At 56.0% G+C, this 19330-nt stretch carries 20 protein-coding genes and 1 tRNA gene; 14 read left to right on the top strand and 7 right to left on the bottom strand.

The genetic code is table 11. The annotated features are described in order from the left end of the window. Nucleotides 1-13 precede the first annotated feature (13 nt). From A4E19_03885 to A4E19_03870, 4 genes are all read left to right on the top strand, one after another. On the top strand, nucleotides 14-1408 hold the full coding sequence (locus tag A4E19_03885) for a hypothetical protein (protein OQW33538.1): 1395 nt from the start codon (nucleotides 14-16) through the stop codon (nucleotides 1406-1408). Nucleotides 1409-1797: 389 nt separating this feature from the next. After that, nucleotides 1798-3540 (top strand): hypothetical protein, encoded by a 1743-nt coding sequence (locus tag A4E19_03880; GenBank protein ID OQW33537.1) that lies wholly within the window; start codon nucleotides 1798-1800, stop codon nucleotides 3538-3540. A gap of 114 nt (nucleotides 3541-3654) precedes the next feature. Continuing rightward, nucleotides 3655-4089 (top strand): hypothetical protein, encoded by a 435-nt coding sequence (locus A4E19_03875; GenBank protein ID OQW33536.1) that lies wholly within the window; start codon nucleotides 3655-3657, stop codon nucleotides 4087-4089. A gap of 86 nt (nucleotides 4090-4175) precedes the next feature. After that, a complete protein-coding gene (locus tag A4E19_03870; protein ID OQW33654.1) occupies nucleotides 4176-4736 on the top strand; it encodes an osmotically inducible protein C in 561 nt (186 codons plus the stop codon). Nucleotides 4737-4889: 153 nt separating this feature from the next. Here the strand turns inward: A4E19_03870 and A4E19_03865 are convergent, their stop codons facing one another. Further along, nucleotides 4890-5903, bottom strand: a complete 1014-nt coding sequence (locus A4E19_03865) for a hypothetical protein (protein ID OQW33535.1) — start codon at nucleotides 5901-5903, stop codon at nucleotides 4890-4892. Between the two features lie 246 nt (nucleotides 5904-6149). Here A4E19_03865 and A4E19_03860 point away from each other — a divergent pair, with 246 nt between their 5' ends. Then, complete coding sequence (locus A4E19_03860; GenBank protein ID OQW33534.1) at nucleotides 6150-6566, top strand: hypothetical protein; 417 nt, start codon at nucleotides 6150-6152, stop codon at nucleotides 6564-6566. 30 nt (nucleotides 6567-6596) lie between these two features. On the opposite strand, the gene A4E19_03855 is transcribed toward A4E19_03860, so the two are convergent. Further along, on the bottom strand, nucleotides 6597-7214 hold the full coding sequence (locus A4E19_03855; protein ID OQW33533.1) for a hypothetical protein: 618 nt from the start codon (nucleotides 7212-7214) through the stop codon (nucleotides 6597-6599). Next, a complete protein-coding gene (locus A4E19_03850) occupies nucleotides 7211-8125 on the bottom strand; it encodes a hypothetical protein (protein OQW33532.1) in 915 nt (304 codons plus the stop codon). The genes A4E19_03855 and A4E19_03850 overlap by 4 nt, the downstream gene beginning before the upstream one ends. 157 nt (nucleotides 8126-8282) lie before the next feature. Here A4E19_03850 and A4E19_03845 point away from each other — a divergent pair, with 157 nt between their 5' ends. From A4E19_03845 to A4E19_03820, 6 genes are all read left to right on the top strand, one after another. After that, nucleotides 8283-8567 carry a hypothetical protein gene (locus A4E19_03845; GenBank protein ID OQW33531.1) on the top strand — a complete coding sequence of 95 codons (285 nt, stop codon included), beginning with the start codon at nucleotides 8283-8285 and terminating at the stop codon, nucleotides 8565-8567. A gap of 34 nt (nucleotides 8568-8601) precedes the next feature. Beyond that, the gene (locus A4E19_03840; GenBank protein OQW33530.1) at nucleotides 8602-8991 is read left to right on the top strand and encodes a hypothetical protein; all 390 of its coding nucleotides are present in this window, start codon (nucleotides 8602-8604) and stop codon (nucleotides 8989-8991) included. A 28-nt stretch (nucleotides 8992-9019) separates the two neighbouring features. Next, complete coding sequence (locus A4E19_03835) at nucleotides 9020-9466, top strand: hypothetical protein (GenBank protein ID OQW33529.1); 447 nt, start codon at nucleotides 9020-9022, stop codon at nucleotides 9464-9466. A 333-nt stretch (nucleotides 9467-9799) separates the two neighbouring features. Then, nucleotides 9800-10024 (top strand): hypothetical protein, encoded by a 225-nt coding sequence (locus A4E19_03830; protein ID OQW33653.1) that lies wholly within the window; start codon nucleotides 9800-9802, stop codon nucleotides 10022-10024. Nucleotides 10025-10249: 225 nt separating this feature from the next. After that, a complete protein-coding gene (locus A4E19_03825) occupies nucleotides 10250-12496 on the top strand; it encodes a hypothetical protein (GenBank protein ID OQW33528.1) in 2247 nt (748 codons plus the stop codon). A gap of 39 nt (nucleotides 12497-12535) precedes the next feature. Further along, on the top strand, nucleotides 12536-13927 hold the full coding sequence (locus A4E19_03820) for a Fis family transcriptional regulator (GenBank protein ID OQW33527.1): 1392 nt from the start codon (nucleotides 12536-12538) through the stop codon (nucleotides 13925-13927). Nucleotides 13928-13944: 17 nt separating this feature from the next. Here A4E19_03820 and A4E19_03815 read toward each other — a convergent pair whose 3' ends face one another. Then, entirely contained in the window at nucleotides 13945-14562 is a 618-nt protein-coding gene (locus tag A4E19_03815) for a hypothetical protein (protein OQW33526.1), read from the bottom strand. A 282-nt stretch (nucleotides 14563-14844) separates the two neighbouring features. Between A4E19_03815 and A4E19_03810 the strand changes: the two genes are divergently transcribed. Further along, a complete protein-coding gene (locus tag A4E19_03810) occupies nucleotides 14845-15882 on the top strand; it encodes a phosphoribosylformylglycinamidine cyclo-ligase (protein ID OQW33525.1) in 1038 nt (345 codons plus the stop codon). Further along, nucleotides 15872-16546 (top strand): phosphoribosylglycinamide formyltransferase, encoded by a 675-nt coding sequence (locus A4E19_03805; GenBank protein ID OQW33524.1) that lies wholly within the window; start codon nucleotides 15872-15874, stop codon nucleotides 16544-16546. The genes A4E19_03810 and A4E19_03805 overlap by 11 nt, the downstream gene beginning before the upstream one ends. Here A4E19_03805 and A4E19_03800 read toward each other — a convergent pair. Both A4E19_03800 and A4E19_03795 read right to left on the bottom strand, forming a co-directional pair. Beyond that, nucleotides 16533-17462: a hypothetical protein gene (locus tag A4E19_03800; protein ID OQW33523.1), complete on the bottom strand. Its 930-nt coding sequence runs from the start codon at nucleotides 17460-17462 to the stop codon at nucleotides 16533-16535. The two genes, A4E19_03805 and A4E19_03800, sit on opposite strands and share 14 nt — an antisense overlap. A gap of 31 nt (nucleotides 17463-17493) precedes the next feature. Next, nucleotides 17494-17569: transfer RNA gene (locus tag A4E19_03795), tRNA-Ala, on the bottom strand. Between the two features lie 364 nt (nucleotides 17570-17933). Here A4E19_03795 and A4E19_03790 point away from each other — a divergent pair. After that, nucleotides 17934-18713 (top strand): hypothetical protein, encoded by a 780-nt coding sequence (locus tag A4E19_03790; GenBank protein OQW33522.1) that lies wholly within the window; start codon nucleotides 17934-17936, stop codon nucleotides 18711-18713. A gap of 292 nt (nucleotides 18714-19005) precedes the next feature. Here the strand turns inward: A4E19_03790 and A4E19_03785 are convergent, their stop codons facing one another. After that, a complete protein-coding gene (locus A4E19_03785; GenBank protein OQW33521.1) occupies nucleotides 19006-19329 on the bottom strand; it encodes a hypothetical protein in 324 nt (107 codons plus the stop codon). Nucleotide 19330: the final 1 nt, after the last annotated feature.

The following is a 19330-nucleotide window of genomic DNA, read 5'->3' as shown; positions in this document are numbered from 1 at the left end:
ATGGTGAACCGTCATGGTGTTGCTCCAAAGGATAAAATCCCTCCGTTTCACGATCGGATTGCTTGTTGCCTTGTTGTGTTTGCCTTCCGTTGACCTCTGGGGTGAGACTGGCGGAATGGTCAGTCTTGAAAATCCGACGCGATTGGTCTTCCCTGAACTTCGGCTCAGCCTACGTGAGGCTATTCAGGCGGCCGTCGACAACAACCTCAACGTTCGCTTGCTAAAAGAGCGCATCGCCGCAGTGCAGGCTCAAGCCGATGCCAGTTTTGGAGCCTTGCTTCCGAATGTATCCGGATATGTGAACGGCCGGAACCAAACGGTCAATCTCGCCGCCTTCGGACTTCCTGCCGACCGGCTCTCCGGTTTGGGATTAACTCGCAGTGTGACGGAACCGTTCGAAGTCTATGATGCGCGGGCCACCTTGGTTCAGAACATTTTCAGCCTCAGCCTCATTCAGCGGTGGCGCGCCGCGAAAACCGGCGTCGATGTGGCCGGTTTGGAAGCGGAGGTCACGAAGCGCGACGTGATGGCGATGGTCGGACTGCTCTATATCGAGGCGTTACGGGCCGATGAAGCGGTGAAGGCGCGTGAGGCGGATATCGAGCTCAGTCGGCAACTGCTGAAACTGGCAAGGGACCGCAAAGCGGCAGGTATTGCCACGGGGTTGGATGTGACCAGAGAGGAAGTTCAACTGGAGAACAATAGGCAACGGCTGCTCGTTTCGCAGAATGAGCAGGAAAGTGCACGTCTCAACGTCATCCGTGCCCTTGGTATCACGTTCGACGTGCAGTTAACGTTGACCGATGAGCTGAAGTTCATACCGGCGGAGCCTGAACGCACGGAGACGGCTCTCACGACCGCGCGCGAACAGCGAGTTGAATTGAGAGCGCAAGAGAGCCGCCAGAAGTTGATAGCGCTGAGCCTCAGTTCCGTGATGAGCGAACGATTGCCGGCACTCTCGCTGACCGGTGATTACGGATGGATTGGGGTGAAGCCGGAAGACGCGCTGGCGACTCGCTCAATTGGGTTGTTGTTCTCGATTCCGATCTTCGACGGAGGCCAGCGGGAAAGCCGTATTTCGGAAACCCGGAGCCGAGTGAGGCAGGAATCGATCCGCATGAAGGACATATCGGATCAAGTCACGCTTGAGGTCCGTCAAGCACTTCTCATGCTGGAGTCGTCAACACAGCAGGTGGCAGTCGCCGAAAAAGGATTGGAATTGGCGCTGAAAGAACTGGCCTTTGCGAGTGATCGATTCACCGCAGGCTTGGGAACCAATATCGAAGTAACGAATGCTCAAACGTCCGTGGCGCGGGCGAGGGACAACCACATCGAAGCCCTGTTTCGCTTCAATGCTTCGCGGATCAATCTCGCACGGGCTAAGGGCGAGATCGAGAAGGTGCTCTAACGGCACGTCGAAAGTGGAATGCCGTCGTGAGTCAGTCGGCGAGTGGTGATCGCGTAAAGAAAGAGTAAGTTCCCAAACTCAATGCCTCAATGCGTTCAGATCCGACGAAAGCGTTGAGGATTCATATGCTCAGTTGAATCTACATTCCCTTTCAAGTCATTCTTTTTCCCCTCGTTCCCATTCGTCACAACTGTTCTGTGTAGATTTGCCAAATTTCACCAATCCTTTCGTGAGATTTCACGAGTCGTGAAATCTCATAAGACGCCTTCTTTCTCCGACCTCTGTCCAACTCGTTGAAACTCAACACGCAATCTTGCTTTTGGAGCGCGGCATCAATGCTGCTGTAGGGACTCGGCATAGGGTCATCCACTCACAATAAGGAGAGCATGATGAGAACGATTTACGATTTGCTCACAGGTCACCGCACTATCACCACCCCACGATCCAACCAATTGCATTCCGAACCCGAAAGAAGAAGGCATGCCATGAAGTTGCCTCACATTATTGGGTTCACCGCGGCTGCCTTGCTCGCCTGGGCCACCCCCAGTTCAGCTACGGAATCGACGGCCGCGCCCACGTCGCCAACGAGCTTGTCTGACACAGTCCCCCTTTACACGAACCTCGGTTCCCACCACAAACGCATCTCCACTCGAGTCTCGGTCACGCAGCAGTACTTCGACCAGGGCCTGCGACTTGTCTATGGATTCAATCACGCGGAAGCGATCCGCTCGTTCGTACGTGCCGCGGAGCTAGATCCCAGCTGCGCCATGTGTTACTGGGGGATTGCACTTGCCTATGGGCCACACGTCAACGCTCCAATGGACTCGGCGAGCGGAGTTGCCGCGTATGCGGCGGTGCAGAAAGCGGTGTCGCTCAAATCCCACGCCACGGCGCCCGAGCGTGCCTACATCGAGGCGCTTGCGCAACGCTACGAGGCGGACCCGCCGACCGACCGTGCCAAATTGGACACGTTGTATTCGAGTGCAATGGGCAAAGTAGTTAAAACCTATCCCAACGATCTTGATGCCGCGACCCTGTACGCTGAATCGCTGATGGACCTTCGCCCATGGAATTACTGGCGCCCAGATGGGACTCCGTACCCCGGTACGAACGAAATCGTGCGCCAGCTCGAGAGGGTCCTCTCGCGTAACGCCAATCACCCCGGTGCGTGCCACTTCTACATCCATGCGGTTGAAGCGGTGAATCCGCAGGCTGCGGTGCCATGCGCCGAGCGACTCGCTAGTCTCATGCCGGGCGAAGGACACATGGTTCACATGCCTGCCCACATCTATATTCGCGTCGGACGCTGGAACGATGCTGTGCAGGCCAACCAGCATGCCATCCACAGCGACGAGGTATTCATTGAAGGGCAGCACCCCACGGGTGTCTATCCGCTCGCGTACTACCCGCACAATATCCACTTCCTCGCCTTCGCCTCCACGATGGCGGGCCGCAGTGCCCAGGCGATCGAGGCATCCAGCACCCTCACCTCAAAGGTGAACCTCGATGCTGCGCGCCAGGTCGGGATGCTGCAGGAAATGTTGCCGTACCACGCCCTCACGCTCACAACGTTCGGAAAATGGGACGAGGTGCTTGCCGAATCCCTTCCACCGGAAGATATCCGTCTCTCGTACGCCATGGCCTATTACGCCCGCGGAGTGGCGCATGCCGCCAAAGGAGAGTGGGCGGAGGCGCAAGGCGCACTTGATCAGGTATCGGCGATCCACACTGCGACGCTCGATGGGACGGATGGGAAGACTGCGCTTTCGATCGCTGTGCATGCCCTGTCCGGCGAGATCGCGACTCGTCGCGGCGATCTTGATGGGGGCATCAACTATTTCCGGGAGGCGGCCAGGATCGAGGATGGGGGACTCTACTTCGAACCGCCCAAATGGTACTACCCGATTCGGCACTCGCTCGGCGCCGCGCTGGTGAAAGCGGGGCGACATGCTGAGGCTGAGAAGGTGTATCGCGAGGATCTTCGTCGGTTCCCGGAGAACGGCTGGTCCCTGTTTGGGCTTGCGCAGGCACTCTGGGCACAGGGGAAGAAGAAGGAAGCGGCCGCTGTGGAAGCGCGCTTCAGCCGCGCGTGGGCGAGCACAGACGTGACGCTGACAGCATCGAGGTTCTAGCGATGGAGACTACTTTGCATAGTCAGTATGTGCGGCAGCTTGGTATGAGCAAAGAAACGGTCTCACGTTAGGGACTCGGCATCAGATCATCTACTCTCGATGAGGAGCAGAACAATGACGACGAGTCACGACCTTGGCTGGTGGTACTGGGCGATAACTGTAGTCCTACTCGGCGTCGGCCTCTTCGCCTGGCAGGCGGGAATCTTTCCGGCGATGGTTCTCTGTGTCGTTCAGATCATTCATGTGAGGAGTCTGACGCATGACCTCACTGCCTTTCCCGTACAGGTGCGTGTGGCGTATCTCGCTATGCTTTTGGCCGGATCGTGGGGACCGCTCCAGTGGCTTCATTGGGTGCAATTGATCGGAACAAGTACCAGGGTTGTCGTCGGGTACTGTTTTCTTGCACGAGCATTGTCTTTGGCTTCGTGGAACCGTCAGCAGATGTTCTCGTGGGATCTTCTTGTGCGCACATTCTGTTCGCCGCAATCCAGCGTGTCATCGTGTGGCCAGGTGTTTGAACAATTCCAGCTTGAGCGGGTGCAGGGATGAACTGGGATTCGTTATGCCGGAATGCCGACCGGCTTTTCTTTCGGCAACATATCAACATCCAATGTCAGAGAGAAGGAGATGCACATATGTCGCAAACAACCATTAATGAAATCATTAACGGGGTCGATGTGGGTAGGATCGGCGAGACCGTGGAGGCGGTTCGGCGCACACCCGGTCTTGCGACATTCCGATTTCGCGCCGCAAACCAGTGGATTGACGGCAGCCACAATCGCTCCACGATCAAAAGCTTTTACGGAGCCGGGCAGGAGGATACGTTCCGTACCACACCCTTTGTACTCGATACAGACAAACCGCCGGTATTGCTGGGAAAGAACCAAGGGCCAACTCCCGTCGAATTTGTGCTTCATGCTTTGGCCGCCTGCCTGACCACCTCCCTCGTCTTCCACGCTGCCGCGCGGGGCATCCATATCGAGTCGGTTGAATCAAAGCTGGAAGGAGATCTCGATCTCCACGGTTTCCTCGGCCTCTCTGACAGCGCCAGAAAGGGCTATCAGCAGATTCGCGTTGCGTTTACTATCAAGTCGGATGCGTCCGCAGAGCGGTTAGAGGAATTAATGAAGTTTTCACCGGTGTACGACATTGTGTCCAATCCGGTGCCGGTGTCGATCCACATCGAATCCCGCTAGATCCGATGGCCTGGACGTCTTCTTTGCGTCCAGGCCGTTAAGCCATTATGCTGGAGAGGAAGCAGTTACTTATCAAGCGAATGTTCGTCCAGCGCCTAGGGGTTGTAGAGAGAACTGTCCAGGATCCCAGCTATTCTCCCGTTTGAAGCCCGCTTAATGGTGCTGACTAACGTTTTTGCTTCGGTTGCTTGTCGGGGATCTGGGATCAGTCCCACGATTCGTTTCTAGACTCGTAAGAACCGGCTGAGCCGCCGTGATCTTATTTTCAACCGCTTGCGTCAACCACCGCCGTGCTTGTTCTGTATCCCTTGTGACCCCTCGCCCATAGGCATACATGACGCCAAGCACGTACATGGCTTGCCCGTTGCCCGTTTCTGCCAAATGCCGAAGACCGGTAGCGGCTTTCTTATACCACTTCACGGATTCGGGCGCTTGCCGTCCATTCTGTTGGGCATAGAACCGTCCGAGGCGATACTGGGCAAATGCATCGCCCTGTTCGGCCAAGCGAACGTCGATGTCCGGATCTTGGGCAGGTTTTGAGGTCGCACTTGATGCCGATCCGTCGTTTCCTAAAGATGCAACGTTGTGGTCAACGGGACGGATGGTCAGCTCGGAGGACGTCGGCTTTGGGTCTGGACCGTGACTCTGCGGTGTTGCGGGAGCATCGGGTAAGCGAACGTCGATCGTCGGATTTTGGGAAGGTATCGCGGCCGGCAAGCGTGCTGCTGATTTGTCGTTCGTGTGAGGGGCAACGTCGTGGTTCACGGGATGGTGGGCCGGCTCGGATGGCTGAGGTTGTGAGGCTTGATCATGATTGTGCTCTGCCGCGGGCCGATTGGGATCAGGAGGTGAAGGCAGGGGATCCTTGGATTCGGTCAGGCCTTCAGCCTGTGAGACTTGTGTCAGAGTGAATTCGTTCGGATTCGATGGGGGCTCTGGGATCGGTTCCAGTTGGCCACATTTTTCAGGGGAATCGACCGAGGTTTCCTGCCCGACAGCAGGCGGACAGCTTACGCTATCGTGTGAGGTGGGTCGCCACACGCTCAATGTTGATGCACCCCAGATCAGAGCGATGAGACACAACGACCAGCGTAGTATGCGGCGTCGTAAGATCGTTCGATCGCTAGGGGGGACCAAGACAAGTCCAGGATAGCCTTTCTTGGCCATACCTTCACCCGGAAGAATACTCGGTTGGAATCTGTGGGCGCGTGTCAGAAACCTGCTTCAGGCTCTGAATCTCACGCACCGCTGCTGCACTGGGTCGCTGCCAAAGTCCAGCATTTCCGGAACTGTCCGGCCGGTGGCTCTTATGGACAACCGCCGCTCTATAAATAGCCTCTTGTCCTCTTCAACTTCAAGCTCTTATAGTGGGGTCGATAGAGGGCGTTTTCATGGCCCAGGAGTGCGTGAACCATGTCGTCAACTGAACATGCTTTTGCCATCGTGGATGTCACCGGTCCGTTTCGCGAGCCTCGAGAACAGGTGTTTTCCTATGACTATTCGATTCAACGGTCGACTTGGCCGACGCCGCACGGCGTGCGCGTGAAGGTTTCGATACCCGAAGAGCTGGAAGTCATGAAGCGTCGTCTCTTCGGGATGATCGGCGGATCACCGGGTCAGCAATTGATGTTGAGCAACATTCTCTCTAAAACGATTGCAGATCGAAAGATGCGAGTGGCTGAAGAGGAGGGCATGTTGACGGAACGACGTGATGTGATGGTGCCCCCGTTCGCGGGCTCTTTGGCCCATTTATTCCCCAAGCTTGAAGCGTTCCTGGTGGCGGAACAATCGGCGATTCAGGCGGAAGTGAAGAGACGAGCCGGTCTCTGATGGTGTGCGAGGAACGTCGCAAGCCGTCGGTTAAAAAATTCTTCGATAGTGTCTCGAGTGGACCCCTGACTCGTCCGCGAAACCGAGCGATCCCTTGTCCGGGCTGCCGGTATCGTTCAAGTCAATACGGTAATGGCCACGCACATGCTCCATGGCCACCTCGAACGGGACGGCATTCGGATAGAGCGTCCCCGGCGCATGGGCCCCTCGCGCCAAAGTCCGGAGCGTATCGGCTTCCGCGAGGTGCTTCTCTGAAAAGATGAAGATGTCTGCAATGGCGTGAGCACCGAGTTTGTGGCCGGGGGTCGTGGAGGGAAGCTGCTCACCGAGTATGCCGTCCAGGCGTGCTTGTTTGAGGCGTTTCAAAAGGGCGACGATCTGACTATCCGTCGCTTGAGGGGGAACGACCAACCCCAACGTGTTCATATCCAAAAGGGTTGTTTGGACTTTAAACATGACCGGCGCCGCTTCCGGATCTTCGATGACCGAGACAGTGGGGCCCTCCGTCCCGGTCGCCTGTTTGTTCCTCGAACTGGGAACGATTAGAGCAACGAACAGCCACAGTCCGATCAATATTCCAAAGACAACGATCAACGGATGCAGCCCCGCACGCTTTCCTTCTTGGTACGGTCCCTGATTTTCGCTCATAGACTTGTGTCCTTCGATGGTGAAGAGGGCGCTTGTTCGGATGCGTCCTTAGGGTGGTGATGCAGGCGTTGTTTCGCCTGTTCCCAGAGCACATCCATTTCCGCCAGCGTCATGTCTGGTAGAGACCGACCTTGCTCTGTTGCTTGCGCTTCCACCAGGTGAAATCGGTCGATGAATCGATTGGTCGATCGGCGAAGCGCTTCTTCCGGGTTAACTTTTACGAAGCGGGCCAGATTGACCAGCGAGAACAAGATATCACCGAGTTCCGCCTCGATGTCTGTCTGTCCGTCAGACTGGCTTCGCTCATTCTTAATCTCAGCCTCAACCTGGCTCCCGGCCTGAGCGAGCGCGTCCTTGAGCTCGCCGATTTCTTCCGCCACCTTGCCGAAGATCTGTTCGAAGCCTGCGGCATTGTGCGGCCAATCGAATCCGACCCGGGCGGCTCTGGCTTGCGTTTGATAGGCGCGCAGTAGGGCCGGCAGGGTTTTGGGCACTCCTTCGAGCGCTGATTGTTTGTTCCCTGCCGCGTTCCGCTCCGCGCGTTTGATCTGTTCCCATTGGCTGAGGACCTGTTCCCCGTTGGTGAGAAAACCGGCTTGGTCCTCGGTCCCGAAAACATGGGGATGCCGGCGGATAAGTTTCTCGTTCAGCGTGTCCAGCACATCGTCTACGGTAAAGGCTCTGTTCTCGGCGGCGATCTGGCCGTGAAAAATCACCTGTAACAGGACGTCGCCCAGTTCTTCCTTTAACTTGGCCGTATCGCCCTGGTCAATCGTCTCCAAGACCTCGTAGGTTTCCTCGAGCAGATAGGGCTTCAGCGATTCGTGGGTCTGCTTCCGGTCCCAGGGACAGCCGTTCTGGGCGCGCAGCGCCGCCATGATCCCGACGAGTTTGGAGAATCGTTCCGACATCGATGCCGCCACTCTATACCGAGAACTGCCGTTGCTTCAATGGCGTCTGCTCTCTATAGACACCGTCTCTCCCTATTGAAACGCCAGCAGTCCAGGCGTACAGTTCGCAAACCGTAGCGGCGTGTTGGGCGGATAGGAACCTGCGGATCTGGCTCTTATGCAGGTCGGCCTACACGTAGTGAGGTGGTTTGAGGACCCGATGCCCATACAATCCGATTCGAAAGACTCGGCTGTCTTCATGCCTGATAACGAGCCGTACCTCGGTCGCGCCACGGTGTTGCAGTTTGATCAGATAATTTTGACCATTCTAAAGTGCAATCAATCGACAGCTCAGCGGACCCACGGGATGCAGCTTTCTGACATGCAGCAGATGGCTTGCGTCGTAATACCTCAGTCTGTGAGCCTAGCTCTCTCGATTCGAGAACTTGTGCGGGCCACCTGAAGCCAAACGTTAGGCGTCACTAGTAGTGCGGCTCATGCGTCACCCCAATCAATTTAAGGTCAACGATGCGTGGATTGCTTTCCGGCTCAATGATGCGCCTATTATCACGGAACAAAATGGCGACTTTGATTGTATCGCGTTAATGGACGCGGCGAGTTGCTACATTCTTGGTATGGAAATGTATTCCTCTCGCGCCACAGGTCCGTCCGCGCAAGAGTCGCGCCGCTTGCTGCTGCAGGGGCAGGGTCGCGAAGGCAAGTTGCCGCAAAGGCTGTTCGTTGCAGAAGGATACGTTGCAGGCGCGATGTATCAGGAAGCAGCTCGCCTCAACATCGAGGTTATCACTGTTTCGGAGGATGAATTGCTCGTGTTCATTGGCGACGCGCGTGACGGGTTCAAGGAACGATTTGGGAGAACGCAGTGACGGCTATGTTGCGCTATTGATAGTCACGATGAATCAGCGCACGTGGTCCACAGCGGATTTCGAGTCGATGTCCTGGCATGACTGCCATGTCCATGGCTTGCGTATCGCTGAAGGACAGTATGGCGCGGGTGAGCTCGAGTTGGACTTAGACTACATCCTTGAATGGAAGAGGGTGAGCGATCGAATCACCTTTTTCATCGTCCCGGCTAGGCTCACTTTCCACGAGGTGACTAACCTTCGCATCAATATCGACTGGGCCACGCCGAGTGCCGCACTCGGGCCCATTCCCCTGGCGGGAGTCGAGCGCAGCTCCGAGGTGAGCCCTCGCTATACGGCCACCATCTGGCGGCTCGCCGTCAACTGGCCGGCGGGGAGTATTGAGTTTGAGGGTGCCGGTTTCACGCAGGCTGCATGGGGTCGTGAGGTGGAGTCCGAACAGCAAGTACTCAGGCAGAGCGAACGCAGCGCCGGCTAATTCCTTGCCTAACACGCGCCTTCGATAGCTTCCAGACGGGAACAGACACCACGCATAGCGCGGGGAGGTATCAGGTCCCCGTCGGCTCGCGTCCGGTCGGCTGGTGGCTTGCGACCGAATGGACCCTATGGTAGGGTACCGGCCATACCGGAGGAGTGAGGAGCTATGGCGGAGGAGCAAGGATTCGTCGTTCGTGATCGGCGGGCCAGCGGAGGAGCCGAGCAGGCTCCCGCCTCGCCGTCGCCTGCCGCGCAAACGACATCTGCGACATCGTCGACCGAACCATCTCAGGCTCAAGCACCTCCGACACCTCCGGTCACGTTCTCATCCTTCGTGATCTCATTGGGTTCGTCCTCGCTCATGCTGATGGGCGAGCAACTGGATCCTGCGCAGGCTCCAATACCCGTCAATCTGCCGCAAGCCAAGGAAATCATCGATCTCTTGTCTGTCTTGGAAAACAAGACAAAGGGCAATCTGACCCCTGATGAGCAGACGGTCCTGCGCGACATGCTCTATGCGCTTCGCATGAAGTATGTCACGTTGGCATCACCGAAGTAGTTTCCCATCTTTAGGATCCGTGAGCTGCCCGGTTTGGGTGCTGCGAGATGTGCGGCAAGCTTTGTGACTGTCTTGTAAGTCGGCTATAGTGGGACAAATTCCTGGTTCCCTGCGTTGACGGTGCCGGAAGGCGACTGCATGTCAGAGCTCGATCATCCCCCAAGTGCATTAAGACCTGTCTCCAGAGGACTTCCGGAGGTTCAGCCGGTCATGAGGGGCGGCCACATGCGGCCCGCGTTGACCGACCCACCGAAAGAACCGGAACGAAAACCGCCCCATCTTCGCCCTGTCTGGATTGTACTGATCCTCCTCGTTCCCTGCGTGGCACTGACGCTTTATTACTCACAAGTGGTTGCGCCAGGTTCCGAAGAGAGCGGCTCCTTCCTGCCGACCACGAGCTACGCACTGGTTCTCCTCCTGGTCAATTTGGACCTGATCGGCTTCGTGGTGCTGGTGCTCCTCCTGTCCAGAAATTTGATCAAGGCCTATTTCGAACGCCGACACCGTCTGGTCGGATCAGGGTTTCGGACCAAGCTTATCGCGGCCTTTATCGGGTTCTCGTTGATCCCGACGCTGCTCTTGGCGTTCGTCGCCAGCGGGTTGATCAACAAGGCTGTCGATGTGTGGTTCAGCGAGCACATCGAAAAGGTCATGAAGGACTCGTATGAGGTGGCTCGCATGCAGCATGCGGGGCATGTCGCGCTCGCGGTGAACAGCGCGCGGGCGATTTCCCAGGAACTGTTCCGCGAAGATATGTTGATCCCTTTCCAGCGCGATCTCCTGATCGCGGCGATGGCTCGGAAACGGATGGAATATGGTGTGGCGGGAATCGAAGTGTTTTCGAACAAAATGGAGACACTCACCAAGGCCCTTGATCATGACATTCCGTCCGGAGTGTTGGATCTGCCGATCAGCCAGCTGGTCTTACAGGTCATTAACGGCAAGCAAGAGTTTACCTCCGTCCAGGAGGCCCAGACGGGGCGGTTGGTGCGCGCTGCCGTTCCGGTGGCTTCCGGAAGCCGCCGAGGCGAGCTGGAGGGAGTCGTGGTCGTCGAAACCTACGTCCCTGAATCGCTGTTGACCAAAATGGAGGGGATCGGTCGCCAATACATGGCGTACAAGCAAATCAAGGCGATGAAGAATCCCATTAAGGCCGGGGCGTATCTTTTTGTCGCGGTCGTGGCGGTGTTGATTCTGTTCAGTGCGACGTGGTTCGGGTTTTATGTGGCGCGCGGCATCACCGTCCCGATTCAGCGGTTGGCGGAAGCGACCGAAGCCGTCGCCCACGGCGATCTGTCGGTGCAGATCGATGCCAAGGCCACAGATGAAATCGGAACGCTGATCGAGTCGTTCAATCGGATGACGCAGGATCTGCAGGGGAGTAAGTCCAAGCTCGAGGAAGCCAACTTGACCCTGCGAAACACGAATGTCGAGTTGGATCGCCGCCGTGCCTATATCGAGACAGTCGTGGACACGATCGCCGCCGGCCTCTTGTCGATCGACCGCTATGGAACGATCACCACGTTCAACCCGTCGGCCGAGCGTATTCTTGGATTGACTGCCGACCGGTTCAGAGGACGATCGGCCAATGAGGTGTTCAAGGAATACGGTCTCGACTCGTTCCAGACGGCGTATGACCGTATGCTGGCCGATGAACGCGACGATTTGGACCTGGAAGGACAACTGGATATCCAGGGAAAGCTCATCACCATTGGTTTGAAAGCCTCTCGGATGCGGGATGAAACCAACAGGGATCTGGGGTTTGTGCTGGTCTTTGAAGATTTGACGGAGTTGATCAAGGCACAGAAGGTCGCGGCTTGGCAGGAGGTCGCCAAGCGCGTCGCCCATGAAATCAAGAACCCACTGACGCCGATTCAGCTGTCGGCTCAGCGATTGCGCAAGAAGTTCTTCGAGAAATCTCCCGACCTTGACCGGGTGTTCGACGACGCGACCAACGTCATCATCAACGAAGTGGGGAGCCTGAAGCAGATGCTGGACGAATTTTCAAAATTCGCCCGCCTGCCCGCTCCACAAATGACTCGGCAATCCTTGCATGATGTCGCGAGGGAAGTGGCCACCCTCTATCGCGAGGCCCAGAAGGATATCGAGCTGATTTTGGAACTGGACGACGACTTGCCGCTCATCAATTTCGATCGGGAACAGATGAGACGCGTCTTCGTCAATCTCTTTGACAACGCGGTTCAAGCGATGAATCAAAAAGGGCGACTGTGGGTCGGAACGAAATATGATACGAAACGTCGCCGTGCGGTCGTCACCGTCGCGGATGAGGGGCCCGGCATCACTCCCGAGGATCAGGAACGATTGTTTGTGCCCTATTTTACACGCAAAAAAACTGGAACCGGGTTGGGGCTGGCGATCGTCCGCCGGATCATCACCGACCATGAAGGACAGATTCAGGTCGGGAACAATCATCCGAGGGGGGCCGTGTTTACGTTCGATTTGCCGGTGTAGGACGGTCCGCGGAGGGTAGGTGGCAAGGAGAAGGGAGTTATGTCGGCATCGATTCTAGTGGTGGATGACGAAGAAGCGATTCGTACGTCACTGCGAAGCATTCTGGAAGATGAAGGGTATGACGTGTCGGTGGCGGCCAATGGCGTCGAGGCCTTGAAGATCTACGGAACCGACCCGCCGGATCTCATGATCTTGGATATCTGGATGCCGGAGATGGACGGATTGGAAACCTTGCGGCGTGTGAAAGAATTCGCGCCCGCGACGCAGGTCATGATGATCTCCGGGCATGGCTCGATAGAAACCGCCGTGAAAGCCATCAAACTGGGGGCGTACGACTACATTGAGAAGCCGTTGTCCTTGGAGAACGTCACTCACCGCGTCAAACAAGCGTTGGAGCAGTTCCGATTGGCGCAAGAGAATCGGTCGCTGCGGAACAAGGTTCAGCAAAAGTTCGAGTTGGTGGGCCAGTCTCCGGCCATGCAGCGGCTACGGGAACTCATCCAAACGGCGGGTCCTACGAACAGTCGGGTGTTGATCGGGGGCGAGAATGGAACCGGAAAAGAGTTGGTGGCGCGGGCGATTCATATGCACAGTACCCGATCGGACCATCCGTTCGTGGCCGTCAATTGCGCCGCCATCCCTGAAACGTTGATCGAGAGCGAATTGTTCGGTCACGAGAAAGGCTCTTTCACCGGCGCCACGTCCATGAAGCGCGGGCAGTTCGAACAAGCCGATGGAGGCACGCTGTTTCTGGACGAAATCGGCGACATGAGTCTCAATACGCAGGCCAAAGTATTGCGGGCCTTGCAGGAACAACAATTCACGCGAGTCGGCGGAACCAAATTGATGAAAGTCGATGTACGGGTCCTGGCGGCTTCCAACAAGGATTTGGAAAAGGAAATCGGCAAGGGACAGTTTCGGGAGGATCTGTACTACCGTCTCAACGTGGTGCCCATCGTCGTGCCTCCGCTGCGGGAGCGGAGAGACGATATTCCGGCCTTGGTACAGCATTTCATGAAGACCCATGTGGAAGAGCAAGGATTGCGGATGAAGGAAGTTTCTCCCGAGGCGATGGTCGTGTTCCGGCAATACGAATGGCCCGGGAACATCCGGGAACTGAGGAATCTCATCGAACGTCTCATGATCATGGTGCCGGGGTTTGTGATCGAAGCTTCTCATGTCACCCTGTCGTTACAGGGGCGGACGGCCGCCGTGGCGCCGGCGGCCAACCACGCGGCCCATTCACTCCTCGCCAAGGCGTATGACTCGCTGCGAGACGCTCGAAACGCGTTTGAGAAGGAATACATCAGCCGTAAACTTCGGGAACACCATTGGAACATTTCACGGACCGCCGAAGATCTCAAGATCGAGCGAAGTCATCTTCATCGGAAGATCAAGTTGCTCGATGTGGAGATGCGGCCGGAAAGCTGAAGTCGACGCCGGCAGTATCAGTGCCCGGCGCAGACGGAGCAAATGAGATCTTGAAACTTCGTCTGGGGGTGGCTCCGGATATATTCGTCGAGCGCGGCTTGAGACATGTGGAGGGGATGGGATTTCTTACATGAGGGGCAAACAGGGATCAATTGCTGTAGTGTCGCCATGTCGCGCAGTGTACGATCCAGCTCGCTGATGACCTTTGTCAGTTCCTGTTCCCAGTGATTTCGTTCCTCTGTTTCCCGTTTGAGTTTGAGCGTGGCCTTGACTCGCGCCAGGAGTTCCACCCGCTCCACCGGTTTTCGGATATAGTCGGTCGCCCCGGCCTCGAAGGCGGCTTGTAGGAAGTCCCTTTGGTCCCGCGCCGTCACGATGATGATCGGAATTCCCGCACACGCATCGATGGCTTTGATGCGACGACAGGCCTCGACTCCGTCGATATCCGGCATCTTGATATCCATCAAGATGAGATCCGTCTTGACGCCGTTTGCGCCTTCATGATCAAGGTCCAAATGCATGAAGACATCACGAGCGGAGGAGACCGTGATCAAATCCCGGTATCCCGCGGTCTTCAATATGTGATGAAGCAACAGACGCTCGTCGGGAGAGTCGTCGACTATTAAGATTGCCACCAACTCCTCCTGGTGGTTCGTTGGGCTGGAGTGAAGTGTTTCCCACTCATACGTAAAATAGAATAGGTCTTGTTCCTACACCATGGTAGGACATTCTCCTGCAGTGGCAAGAAAATGCTGAAAAGATAGAGGAAGGACTTGCGCGTTGACCTCCTCTGGACCCTCCGCTAAGATGCGCCCTCCGAAGAGAGGGTGAAGGTCAAGGTTCATGGCAAGAAGCTCGCAGACGCCCTCCGGACTCAACCTCAACATCAACCGTAGCCTATCCGGGATATTCTCTCTATGACGACCTATCGTGATGCCGGTGTGGATATCGATGCCGGCGATGAATTTGTCGACCGCATCAAGCCGCTCGTACGATCGACTTTCCGCCCCGAGGTCCTGACCGATTTAGGAGGCTTCGGCGGCCTCTTTGGCTTTCAAGCCGGCAAGTATAAAGATCCGGTACTTGTCTCGGGCACGGATGGAGTCGGGACCAAACTGAAGATTGCCTTCCTGATGGATAAACACGATACCGTCGGCATCGATCTGGTGGCGATGTGTGTCAACGATATTGCGGTGAGCGGGGCGGAACCATTGTTCTTTTTGGACTATTTTGCGACTGGGAAGTTATCCGTCTTTAAGGCTCAGGAAGTGGTGGCCGGAATCGCCGAAGGATGCCGTCAAGCGGGCTGTGCATTGATCGGGGGAGAAACGGCCGAAATGCCGTCATTCTATCCCGAAGGAGAGTACGACCTGGCCGGTTTTGCCGTCGGGGCCGTGGATCGCTCAAGGATCATCGATGGCCGGTACATTGTGTCCGGGGACGCGGTCGTCGGTCTGGCCTCTTCGGGCCTCCATAGCAATGGCTACTCATTGGCCCGGCGAGTACTGTTTGAACAAGCCCAACTGACCGTTGCCAGTCGCATCCCGGAACTTGGTGGTTCGCTCGGGGAGGTGCTGCTGACACCCACCAGAATTTATGCGAAGCAAATTTTGTCGCTCGTCGAGCAGTTTCCCATCAAAGGCATTGCACACATTACCGGCGGAGGCATTACGGAGAACTTGCCGCGCGTGTTGCCGAAGGGAACTCGGGCTAGGATTACACGCACGGCTTGGTCGGTGCCCCCGATCTTCGACGTGATGAGCCGTTTGGGACAGATCGAGCGTGAAGAGATGTACCGGGTGTTCAACATGGGGATCGGACTGATTCTCGTGGTGCCGCCTGATGCAGTGTCCGTGGTGCTGGCTCGCGCCGCAGCGCTGGGAGACCAAGGCTGGCAGATCGGCGAAATCTTGTCCTCCACGGGTGAGGAACCGGAGGTCGAATATGTCGATTAGCCGAACGACTCCATTGCGGGTAGCGGTACTCGCTTCCGGTCTGGGATCCAACCTGCAGGCTATTATCGACGCAATCGAAGCGGGACAGGTGAAGGCTCAAATCGTCGTGGTTATCAGCAATAAGAAGGATGCGGTCGCACTGGAGCGTGCTCGGAAACACGGGCTCAAAGACCTATTTGTGGATCCCAAGCTCTTCGCCGGACGACCGGATAGTCGTGAAGCCTACGATCGCGCGCTTCTGGAAATTCTTCAGCAGCATGAGGTCGAACTGGTCTTGCTCGCGGGCTACATGAAAATCGTCACGGCGGTGCTGGTCAATGCCTATGCGAACCGCATGATGAACGTTCACCCTTCCTTGCTGCCGTCATTTCCTGGATTGGACGTGCAGAAGAAAGCCATCGACTGGGGCTGCAAGTTGGCTGGGTGCACCGTGCATTTCGTCACGGAAGGTGTGGATGAAGGACCAATTATCATTCAAGCAGCTGTGCCCATCCTCGACGGTGATACTCCAGAAACTCTCGCTGCCAGAATCCTCGTGCAGGAACACAAAATTTACCCTCGCGCCGTGCAACTCTTCGCCGAAGGCCGGTTACAAGTTGATGGGCGACGCGTCTTCATCAAAGGCGCCAAGCAGGATGGAGAGGCGATCATTAGTACGGTATAAGGAATCCTTCACCCTTACAACCTTCATGACGAAAGTAACTTGCGAGTGCCTGCACCGTAAGCGGTGCATTCCCCTCCGATCGATTGTTCACCAGCACATAGGCTTGTCGATTCTCTCCGACGGCCTGTTTGATGAGAGTTATGGTTTCTTTCCGCATCTGGGGCAGCTCTTTCACGATCTTGTTGTAAGGTGCCGCTCGTTTCTTCGCCACTTCATAACTCATGTTCAGTGGCGTGAGGAGACGGATCACCGTGAATGGCGCTGTGAAGCGTTCCTCCATCCGTTTGTGCTGAGACAGCAACGGTGGCATATAGGACCAGTGATTGTAGACGTGTGCCACGCCATGGCTTTCTAAGATCTTGCTATAGTCCGGTCCGAGCAAGGCGGCATTGCGGATCTCGACCGCGTAGCGGAAATCATTCGGTAGCTGGCCGAAGAAGCGATCAAGCCGAAAGCAAAACTCGCTCGCGGGCATCCGGAGTTGTTGAAATTCAAAGAGCAGAGGTCCCAGATGTGGTTCGAAGTGCGCCTCGCGGTATGGCATCAGCACGAGGTCGATGAATAGTTGTGCATCGAGAAAACGGAGATTCGGTTGTCCGGCTTTTACCCCGTAACGGACGTGCCGCGCAAAGTATGGGATGGTAATCTCTTCCCACACCTTGAAACACATCTCGAAGTCTTCAGGAGTCTGGTTCAGGTAGTGGAGAAGCTGGCCAGCAGTGGGTGGCCGATAGAAGGTGGAATCGTTCCCGACGGTGCGAAAGAGGGGTTCGCCGTCGTGGAGGCATTGACAATACTCGCCCAGACATTCCCGTGCGAACGTCGTCTTGCCGTACTTTTTTAAATAGACCTGTCCTTGCCAGCCTTCGTAGGTCCACGTTGAAGTGCCGAAGCGAATCAAAGGAGAGAGAGGCATGAGGTGAGCCAACCGGAGCTGCAGGGAAGGTTGGTGGAGGGCAGGGGAGTTGAACCCCCGACCCCTACGTTGCGAACGTAGTGCTCTCCCAACTGAGCTAGCCCCCCACCTGTGGGAATGGGATTGCGACTCGGAATCCCGCAGGGTTTGCTGCATATGAGCATGCAGGCCTGTTGCTGCGGTCGAAGAATGGGGAGGAATATTGGAGTCACATCCCCGAACCGCATTATACACAACCTGTTCTCCAGACTCTACCAATACTTTGACCCATACCGGATATGGCGATGATCCGCCTGACGGGCGCTGAGAGTCCTCCGTATGAAATCTCGTTCGGTAATAAAATCGCACTCCATCGTGTGATGACTGTTGTAATTATGCTTTCCTCTTGCGGAATCGATCAAAATCGGGCATCCTTAAATCATTAGGAGCAAATACTTAGTATTCCTCAGTGCATTGAGGAGTGGCTCTGTCATGATAAAGGTCGATGCGTCGCTGCTGTACTGGATGGTCATGCTCTTGGAGCAGATGAAAGTCAGTTGTCGGCTCCAAGCGGACATACAGACGGTAAAAGAGGCGCATCAAGAGGAGTTTCTTCGGCACCTCGAAGTAGCTCGGAGCTATGCCGAAAAACTCTCTCTTCCACTGACGCACAAACAGGTGGATCGGCTTGCGAAGAACATCTGGGAAAGCACCTGTTCCTACGAAGGCATCCTGGCCGGTCTCACCGAGCTGACCACCCGGCTTTGTGATGAGCTTGTCCTCTATCACATTCCTTCAGAAAACCGGGATTTCTTAGAGTGTGCGAGAACCCAGATTGATGACAAAGTATATGAGCGGTTTCCTGAAACTCGATTTGATCTTGAGGAAGGGAGGAAGTGTTTGACTCTCGGTTGTGGAACAGCCTGCATCTTTCATCTTTCACGCGCCATAGAGGTAGGACTACGCTATATCGCAAGAGAAGCGCAAAAACATGGAATTGCGTGTCCTGACCCCGAGGCCACTCAATCTTGGGACCATTGGCTCCAGCCGATCGAGATCAATCTGGGAAAGAATCGGAAACGAAAGCAGGACGGTTGGAATGCCGTGGAACAAAACTATGCGACCACGGTGAATCTTCTTCGGATGGTAAGCTCGGCATGGCGGCATCCGACCCTGCGAGGAGCGGACAAATATACGGTGGAGGAAGCTCGCGATGTTTTTGATAGCACCTACGAGTTCATGCGGTACCTGGCGACGGCGAAATTCAGCTGACGACTCGCAAATGCGGCGACCGATTTGTCGTTGACTGGGTTAGCTGGTTGGTGGATCTCGGAGCGGTTGTCAACATGAGAGCTTCCTTTGACGAGCCGAGCGCTAGTGGGCACGCTGTTTTCTGCCGGCCTGCAGTCTACACCATCAGTGATAAGACCATATTCTCTGTGTAACTCACGCATCTCACCTCATTTACCTTCAGGGTAAGGCTGAGTGATGATGAGATGCCGTCCGAATGTCCCTGGTAAAAATTCGCAATCTAGGAGGTCAGGATCGTGCTGCGGCTAAGTCCCTATCGATAGACGACAAGAACTTTCGAGAGAAAATCGTCCAGCTGAGCAATGTGCTGTTCGACTGTCGCGCGATCCTCTAGTTTTGCCGCGCGTTCCATCGCCGCTCCGATTTCCGTAATTCGATCGAATCCAAAACCGCCCCCGTCGCCTTTCATGCGGTGGCCCAGTGTTTGTATGGTGTGGAAGTCCCGTTTGTCCAACGCGACCCGGAGGGTTTGCACATCCTTCTTCCGGTTGCTCAGGAAAATGGGGACGATTTCTTCCAGGTCGCGGCTGATCTCCACGGTGAGTTTGTCTGTCGGCTCAGGTCGTGAGGAGTGCATG

This window comes from Nitrospira sp. SG-bin1 (assembly GCA_002083365.1).
Taxonomy (GTDB): domain Bacteria; phylum Nitrospirota; class Nitrospiria; order Nitrospirales; family Nitrospiraceae; genus Nitrospira_D.
The sequence above is the reverse complement of the archived record's forward strand: the minus strand, read 5'-3'. Positions and strand labels throughout refer to the sequence as shown.

What these genes read in the sequence shown, in the direction of transcription:
- A4E19_03850 (OQW33532.1), bottom strand. Translation starts at nt 8,125, where the DNA reads ATGTCGGAACGATTCTCCAAACTCGTCGGGATCATGGCGGCGCTGCGC.
- A4E19_03855 (OQW33533.1), bottom strand. Translation starts at nt 7,214, where the DNA reads ATGAGCGAAAATCAGGGACCGTACCAAGAAGGAAAGCGTGCGGGGCTG.
- A4E19_03790 (OQW33522.1), top strand. Translation starts at nt 17,934, where the DNA reads ATGATAAAGGTCGATGCGTCGCTGCTGTACTGGATGGTCATGCTCTTG.
- A4E19_03875 (OQW33536.1), top strand. Translation starts at nt 3,655, where the DNA reads ATGACGACGAGTCACGACCTTGGCTGGTGGTACTGGGCGATAACTGTA.
- A4E19_03810 (OQW33525.1), top strand. Translation starts at nt 14,845, where the DNA reads ATGACGACCTATCGTGATGCCGGTGTGGATATCGATGCCGGCGATGAA.
- A4E19_03865 (OQW33535.1), bottom strand. Translation starts at nt 5,903, where the DNA reads ATGGCCAAGAAAGGCTATCCTGGACTTGTCTTGGTCCCCCCTAGCGAT.
- A4E19_03785 (OQW33521.1), bottom strand. Translation starts at nt 19,329, where the DNA reads ATGCACTCCTCACGACCTGAGCCGACAGACAAACTCACCGTGGAGATC.
- A4E19_03845 (OQW33531.1), top strand. Translation starts at nt 8,283, where the DNA reads ATGCAGGTCGGCCTACACGTAGTGAGGTGGTTTGAGGACCCGATGCCC.
- A4E19_03805 (OQW33524.1), top strand. Translation starts at nt 15,872, where the DNA reads ATGTCGATTAGCCGAACGACTCCATTGCGGGTAGCGGTACTCGCTTCC.
- A4E19_03860 (OQW33534.1), top strand. Translation starts at nt 6,150, where the DNA reads ATGTCGTCAACTGAACATGCTTTTGCCATCGTGGATGTCACCGGTCCG.
- A4E19_03825 (OQW33528.1), top strand. Translation starts at nt 10,250, where the DNA reads ATGCGGCCCGCGTTGACCGACCCACCGAAAGAACCGGAACGAAAACCG.
- A4E19_03880 (OQW33537.1), top strand. Translation starts at nt 1,798, where the DNA reads ATGAGAACGATTTACGATTTGCTCACAGGTCACCGCACTATCACCACC.
- A4E19_03820 (OQW33527.1), top strand. Translation starts at nt 12,536, where the DNA reads ATGTCGGCATCGATTCTAGTGGTGGATGACGAAGAAGCGATTCGTACG.
- A4E19_03885 (OQW33538.1), top strand. Translation starts at nt 14, where the DNA reads ATGGTGTTGCTCCAAAGGATAAAATCCCTCCGTTTCACGATCGGATTG.
- A4E19_03840 (OQW33530.1), top strand. Translation starts at nt 8,602, where the DNA reads ATGCGTCACCCCAATCAATTTAAGGTCAACGATGCGTGGATTGCTTTC.
- A4E19_03835 (OQW33529.1), top strand. Translation starts at nt 9,020, where the DNA reads ATGAATCAGCGCACGTGGTCCACAGCGGATTTCGAGTCGATGTCCTGG.
- A4E19_03870 (OQW33654.1), top strand. Translation starts at nt 4,176, where the DNA reads ATGTCGCAAACAACCATTAATGAAATCATTAACGGGGTCGATGTGGGT.
- A4E19_03800 (OQW33523.1), bottom strand. Translation starts at nt 17,462, where the DNA reads ATGCCTCTCTCTCCTTTGATTCGCTTCGGCACTTCAACGTGGACCTAC.